This window comes from Sodalis sp. (in: enterobacteria) (assembly GCF_047607725.1).
Classification (GTDB): domain Bacteria; phylum Pseudomonadota; class Gammaproteobacteria; order Enterobacterales; family Enterobacteriaceae; genus JBLKSS01.
In genome coordinates this window covers 1-1,820 of record NZ_JBLKSS010000345.1, presented here as the reverse complement: position 1 = coordinate 1,820, position 1,820 = coordinate 1, and the positions used below count along the sequence as shown (strand labels likewise).

General features: G+C 57.9%; 2 protein-coding genes. Both read right to left on the bottom strand.

All coding sequences use genetic code 11. From position 1 onward, the window contains the following. Positions 1 to 83: 83 nt before the first annotated feature. Complete coding sequence (locus ACMX3H_RS20140) at positions 84 to 221, bottom strand: hypothetical protein (protein WP_415211957.1); 138 nt, start codon at positions 219 to 221, stop codon at positions 84 to 86. A 14-nt stretch (positions 222 to 235) separates the two neighbouring features. Beyond that, positions 236 to 1,543 carry a DUF2800 domain-containing protein gene (locus ACMX3H_RS20135; RefSeq protein ID WP_415211956.1) on the bottom strand — a complete coding sequence of 436 codons (1,308 nt, stop codon included), beginning with the start codon at positions 1,541 to 1,543 and terminating at the stop codon, positions 236 to 238. Positions 1,544 to 1,820 lie beyond the last annotated feature (277 nt).

Sequence of the window (1,820 nt, the reverse complement as noted above, 5' to 3'; positions counted from 1 at the left end):
TTTAATAACTTGATGGGGAATTAACAGACGGCGCTGGGCGTACGCTTACCATTTTTCATTGGCTGCGGTGACAATGGCATTATTTATCTCTGCCAGAGCCGGATTGTTTGGCACCAGAATGAAAGCAGCGGGGAGTAGCGTGGTTCACTTTCCGCATTGACCGCTTTAGCTTCAAAAAGTGCCGGGAACGCCAGTCGTACGTCATTCAATTTCAGTTTCATTTTTTCACCTTTCGTCAAAGAAACTCTGCGGTACCCTCAAGGGTATCCACGTTGTCAAAGTCGTTTTCTGTACACATGTTCAGCGCCGGACGCGGATCGCTTTCCGGGGCCACTACAGGCTTGCCGTCCGGGCGGGTAATGAGCGGCTCCACTTTCTGCCAGCGGCGGGGACTGGCTTTTTTGACGAGCTTTTCGGCGCGGGTCGAGCTGATAAGCTTCATGTCGAAAATGTCATCAATTTTGTAGCGGAACTGGTCCTTAAGCAGAGCACGGGCGGCTGCCTCATCGCGCCAGGCGCGGTTACCCGGTTTGCCCTGCACCAGTTTCAGCCCTGGTAGCGCGTGTCCGTTGCGCAGTTCGCCTATAACGCGGGCGTAGACACTTTCGCAAAACCCTTCAAGCGCGGGCAGTTGGCCATAAACAGCCGCCAGCTCGTCAGGCGTGAGCGCCGCGACCCTTTTCGGCGCGTCGGCCAGTTGCGGGGCCAGCGGCTGCGTCAGGTCGACAAAATCCCCGGCAGTCAAATTGAGGTAGTATTCCGTCTCGGCCTTACAGAGCCCGCCGGCGGCTTTACACCAGCGGCACTGCTTTTCGCCCGGCGTGAACACGTCGGCGGGCAGGGTATCGACCCCTTCACAATCGGCAATGTTCGCGGTGACAATCGCCGCGGCAGCGGCTTCCCTTGCCCGTTCGCCAAACGCTTCCAGCTCAGCAACGCTGAGCGCCCATTCCGAGGTTTGATTCAGGCGCGGTTGATGGATGAACAGCCGTACGCGGTCGAAGTCCTGCGCCAGACTGAAATAGGCCAGCGCGCCCAGGGCGTAGAGCTGCAGCTGTTTATTGTTCTCGGCGTCCACCTTCAGAAAACCGTATTTCAGGTCGTGGATTTGCAGCTCGCTACCGGCGAGGATGATGGCGTCAGCGGTGCCGAATTGTTCAGGCACCCCGATAGCCTCCGAGAAATCTACCCGCTGTTCTACCAGCAGGTCATTACCCTCGGCCAGCGCCCATACCGTATCGATGTAGCACTGCACATGCTCGGCCATCTCCTCGGTCACCTGCGGGCCGATAGGCTTTCCGCCTTTCGCCAGCGGATACGTGCCGATGTAGTCGGCGGCGTGCCTCCCGCCGCTGAGCGGTTTGCCTGCCAGCGTCGGGTTGAGCAGATTGTTCAGGACATTTTCAGCGACACGGTGCGCGGCACTGCCCTCCTCGGCATACGATGATGTGCTTTCAGGAAGCCCCGCCTCCATTGCCAGACTGCCGCGACAGTTGAGCCACTTTTCCGCGCTAGAGGACGCTAATCGGGCATGCTCTGCCATGACCTAACCTCCCAGCTCGTCGGCCAACTGTTCGAGAGCGGCGACCACATCCGGGACTTTCTCATCCGGGCTTTTGCTTATACTTTTCACACCACACCGGGCGAGCGCTTGGACTATCGCTTCCCTGTCAGCGTTGGCGAGGCGATTAACCAGAACCAACCGGCCTTTCTCCCGTAGTGCTTCGATATCGGCGCCACCATCTTTGTCAGGCGTATGTAAGCGACCCGTGGAGGACGTCTTGAATTATTGGTGGGTTTGTTGTATGAGACAGTAAACC